Below are 4,997 nucleotides of genomic sequence, written 5' to 3'. Positions count from 1 at the left end.
GCCGTCTGCAAGGATTGGTGGGCATTGGCCCATGAGGAGCCGTTGCCCGTGCCGCCCGGTGCCACACTGGCATCGACGTAAATGGTGGCCGCAAAGCCGGGCGCGGCCAGCAGCAGGGCCAAAGCGCATAGCAGGCAGGCGAAAAAAAACGTGTGGGAGCCGTTGGGCCGGGCCGCTAAGGGTAGAGCGTTTGTCATGAGTTTATAGATATTAAGTTTGAAAAACCTTTACCCCAAAACTACAGGACCTCCCTCACTTCGACTATCACTATTGTGTCAATCTCATGTACTAATGTTGCAAAATCGACTATCACTGTTGTTGCAGACTTGTACTATTGTTGCAAAAACCTCTTCCAGTGGCTGGAAACGAAGGTGGGAGGAGGAGAGGAGGATGGAGGAAGGAGGAGAGGAAAGCTGGCGCCAGCATCCTCTCCTGGTATGGCAGTCCGGCCCTTAGCTGCTGGCGCCAGCCCGTTCCTTCCTCCTCAGTTTTAAAATTTCTTTTCGGCACTCCACTCGCTTGGTGTCATCCCCATCTGCTCACTGAAAGACTTGGAGAAGTAGGAGGGGCTCTCGAACCCGACCTCGTAGGCGATGTCCGACACGCTGGTACCCGGCTGTTTCAGGAGTTCAGCGGCGCGGCGGATACGGATGCTGCGGATGAACTCCGTGGTACTTTGGCCCGTGAGGGCTTTCAGCTTGCGGTGGAGTTGGGAGCGGCTTGTGTATAGGGCGTCGCAGAGGTTGTCGATGCCAAACTCGCTGTCGCCGCCCTGGGTTTCTACGGTGCAGATAGCCTTCTGCAAAAATTTCTCGTCCAGCGAACTTGTCAGGTATGCTGCCTCGCCCTGGATCGAGGGATCGGCCATCTGCTGGCTGAATTTGCGACGCAGCAGCTCGCGCTGGCGCAGCAGGTTTTTTACCCGCAGTTCCAGTTCAGCGCGGTCGAAGGGCTTGGTAAGGTAGTCGTCAGCACCGAGTTCGAGTCCCGTGAGGCGGTCGTCGCGGGTGGCCTTGGCCGTCAGCATCACCACCGGAATGTGGCTGGTGCGGAGGTCGGACTTGAGTTTTTCACAAAAACCAAAACCGTCGAGCCGGGGCATCATCACGTCGCAGATGACGAGATCAGGTATTTCCTCGAAAGCGCGCTCGAGGCCATCCAGCCCGTCGTGACCTTCGATGATCCGGTAGTTTTCCCGGAAAATGCTTTGCATGTAATTTCGCAGGTCGGGATTGTCCTCCACAATCAGCAACAGCGGTATGTGGTCCGGGTGGGGATCATGTTCGGGCAGATCGCTTGCCAAATCCGGGCCATCGGCTGTCGGCCCGCCTTCCGGGGCAGTCAGGGCAAAGTCGGCGGTATCTGCCCCGGCAGTGTATTCGGGCCAGGTATCGGCGTCGGTTGGCAACCGCAGCGTAAAGGTGCTGCCCCGGCCCGGCTCGCTTTCGACCCGAATGTGCCCTTTGAGGGCTTTCACCAGTTCGTTAACCAGCGACAGACCGATGCCTGCCCCCTCGGTGTTGTTTTGCCCCGCGCTTTCTACCCGATAGAAACGGTCGAAGATATGCGGCAGTCGCGCCGCTTCGATCCCGATGCCGTAGTCCTGCACATTCAGGGTGATGTCGGTATTCGTGAAGTTCACATCTACCGTCACCCGCCCGCCCTCGGGTGTAAACTTAAAGGCATTGGACACTAGGTTAGTGACGATTTTTTCCAGCTTATCGGGATCGAAGCGGGCCGTATGGTTACCAAAGTTCTGCTGGTAGTTAAAAATGATGTTCCGGCTCTGGGCCAGTGACTCGAAGGAGGCGAACAACCGCCGAAGAAAGAGGGCCAAATCGGCCTCCACAATAGCCGGGTGCAGGTGGCCGGCTTCGAGCCGCGAAAGATCGAGGAGCTGGTCGATGAGCGACTTGAGCCGCCATACGCTGCGCTGCATGGCCGGGATGAGCGGGTTGGCGGGCTGCTGTTGCCGGAAGTCTTCCAGCGGTCCGACGAGCATGGTGAGCGGAGTCCGGAACTCGTGGGAGATATTGGCGAAGAAGTTGGTTTTGAGCGTGTCGAGCTCTTTGAGTTGGGTGGCCTGGGCTTCTTTCAGGTTCAGTTCCTGGCGGGCCGTTTCGCGTTGCCGCCGGTAGTCGATTACGATTTTGCCCAAAAACAAGCCGAAGACGAAAATCTCACTGTAAAACAGCAGATAGGCAACCGCAAACACCCAATTTGCCTCAATGAGACCCACCGAGTTGAGCAACAGAAAGAAGTAGCTGCCATTACCCAGCAGGAAAGGAGCGGAATAATACCAGTTAACCCTAAGTCTTTTGGCAATTGCATAGAGGTATAGCCCGAATACTACGACCTGAGCGAGGAGGACAAGGTACTGGCTCGCCAGCAACCACTGCCAACGGTAATCGGCCGCGATAAGAATGCCCAGAAGCACGACGGCGGCCAGAATGATGTCGAGGGTGCGGCGCAGCACAGCGGGCAGTTGGCCGTAAGGGAACAGAGCCCTCACCACCACCACATACCCGATGGGAGTCAGATGATACGACAGAAAGTTGAGAATGGTAGCCACCTCGGCGTTAGTCGTGAGGGCGTCGCCCAGCTCGCTGCGGATACCCCAGAAACCCAGCGAACGCAGCACCAGCAGGAAGCAGTAGGCGCGGAAGGCGTTTTCTTTCACCGCAAAAATCGCCAGCAGCAGCACGAAGAACAGACGCAGAATGATTATGCCATTGGCAAATCCGCTTCCCCGCGCATCCGCCACTTCTTCGGCGTGGAGTGAGCGTCCATCATGAATCCTGATGTTTCCCCGGTGTCCCCGCTGACTTTTTACCCGCACATACACGGTTTGCTCCTCTCCCGAAGCCAGATCAAACTGAAAGTAGGGGAGTTCGCCCCGATAGGTTCGATCGGCTTCGGGTACGAGCGTACCCCCTCGCAGCACCTGGTAAGTACCGTCGGGGCGGAGCAGGTAGCATTCGATCAGTTCTATAACGGGATTCCCCCACTCGATATCCCAGGTGTCGCGCTTCGGCGCATCGCTCCGTAGCGTAAAGCGAAACCAGTAGGCCGAAGCCGAAAACGGCAGGCGAAAATCGCGCTTACCGACGGGCTGGAAATCCTTGTTTTGTACCTCAGCCAGCGACAAAGCCGCCGTCGTGTCCACGAACCGGGACATTCGGGCCGAAATCGTGAGGGGGAAGTCGGTATCGTCGTCGAGCGTGATGACTTGCGCCCTAAGGTTGAGCGCTATCAGCAGCGGGACAAGCAACAAACAAAGTTTTTTCATGTTGTGGTGATCATGATCAGGCTTTTATCGTTCATTGAGTTTTAGTGCGACAAATCAGAGGACTATCTGGTATTGACTTGGCTCTGGAACATACTGTTGGCTCTGGAACATACTGTTTGAGAAACTGCTTCACAAAGAAGCGTATAAATCTGAAAGTGGTGTACTTTCAGATCAAACCTTTGCATAAATTAAGCCAGGTTTTCGAAAAAAGACACTTTTAACAAAAAACCGCCGACTGAGATTCAGTCGGCGGTTTTGCATTACCGGGCAGCGCACCGCTTCGGGGATTTATGGGAGTAAGTCCCCCGGAATGGGCCTTCACGGTCCATTCATAAGTTCGTCTTTTAATCCAGTAGTTGAGTAAATCCTATATTTTCTTCTGGTGGGGATGTGAGGGGTAGACTTAATAAATGGTACTTTGACAATTTCTGCCGTTCGGCAAAAAAAAGTCTCGCTGAGTAAGCGTACTCTCGTCTTGATCGATCGTCAAAAACTGCCAAAGTACCGCCACTACTGTGTGTGTATAGTGGTTCAAACGTAAACGTGCGACTCCGAACAAAATGCCCGGATAACCGACAGTGCAATATTAAAGAGTTCTGTAAAAAAGGAAATGCTCTATTGTGCCAATCTCTACCACTATTGTTGCAAAGGCGAAAAAATTGACTTGTACTATTGTGTCAGATTTGTACCATTGTCGCAAGGAACCCCATTCAGAAGCTAGAAACGCACATTTTATTTTGGACCCTATTTCTCTCTTTTCTCGAACCGGAATGTCGGGAGAAATTGGAATGACACAGCTGGATTACAACTACAATACCCCGAAATAAAGCTGAATCACAAGGTTGGCCCTGGCTGAACGAAGAACTAAACCTCTTGCATCGCGGTCAGCTTCTTATAAAACCCTTCCTCATTTTTCAGCAGAGATTCGTGCGTACCTCGCTCGGCGATTCGCCCCTGTTGGAGAACCAGAATTTCGTCGGCGTGCTGAATGGTACTGAGGCGGTGGGCGATGACAAGTACCGTGCGGTTTTGCATCAAGTAAGTGAGGGCTTCCTGCACAAGTTTCTCCGACTCAGTGTCAAGAGCCGAGGTGGCCTCATCCAGAATCAGGATGGGTGGATTTTTCAGGATCGCGCGGGCAATGCTAATCCGCTGACGCTGTCCACCCGAGAGTTTGGTACCCCGGTCGCCGATGACGGTTTGGTAACCTTCGGACTGTTCCATAATAAAGTCATGGGCGTTAGCGATTTTCGCCGCCGCAACTACCTCCTCTTCGGTCGTTTCTGCGCCAAAGGCGATGTTGCTGAAGATCGTGTCATTGAAAAGAATGGATTCCTGCGTCACGATGCCCATTTGGCCACGCAGCGACGCGGGCGTAATATTTTGCATATCCTGCCCGTCGAAAAGTACCTGCCCGGCGGTAGGTTCGTAAAAGCGCGGGATCAGGTCAGCCAGGGTACTTTTGCCCCCCCCCGACGACCCTACCAAGGCCACGGTTTTGCCCTTGGGCAAGTCAAAACTGATGTCGCTCAGTACGGGAAAACCTGCTTCGTAGGCAAAGGAAACGTCCCTTACTTCGATTTTCTTTGAAAATTCTGTAACAGAAATATCGTCCGGCTTTTCCGGGATGGTGTTCACAGCATCTACCAGTTCCAGTACCCGCTCGCCCGAGGCCAGGCCGCGCTGCGTGTTGCTGAACGCGTTAGAG

General features: G+C 54.1%; 3 protein-coding genes. All 3 read right to left on the bottom strand.

The annotated features are described in order from the left end of the window. On the bottom strand, window positions 1-197 hold a 197-nt coding region (locus ACEW8P_RS04175; RefSeq protein WP_373511853.1), incomplete at its 3' end, for a hypothetical protein. A gap of 293 nt (window positions 198-490) precedes the next feature. Beyond that, complete coding sequence (locus tag ACEW8P_RS04170; protein WP_373511852.1) at window positions 491-3,289, bottom strand: ATP-binding protein; 2,799 nt, start codon at window positions 3,287-3,289, stop codon at window positions 491-493. 864 nt (window positions 3,290-4,153) lie between these two features. Beyond that, on the bottom strand, window positions 4,154-4,997 hold an 844-nt coding region (locus tag ACEW8P_RS04165; RefSeq protein WP_373511851.1), incomplete at its 5' end, for an ABC transporter ATP-binding protein.

Source organism: Persicitalea sp., assembly GCF_041751555.1.
Classification (GTDB): domain Bacteria; phylum Bacteroidota; class Bacteroidia; order Cytophagales; family Spirosomataceae; genus Persicitalea.
This window is presented reverse-complemented; position numbering and strand designations above follow the sequence as displayed.

Coding starts and splice junctions, on each gene's coding strand:
- ACEW8P_RS04170 (WP_373511852.1), bottom strand. CDS start 3,289: ATGAAAAAACTTTGTTTGTTGCTTGTCCCGCTGCTGATAGCGCTCAAC.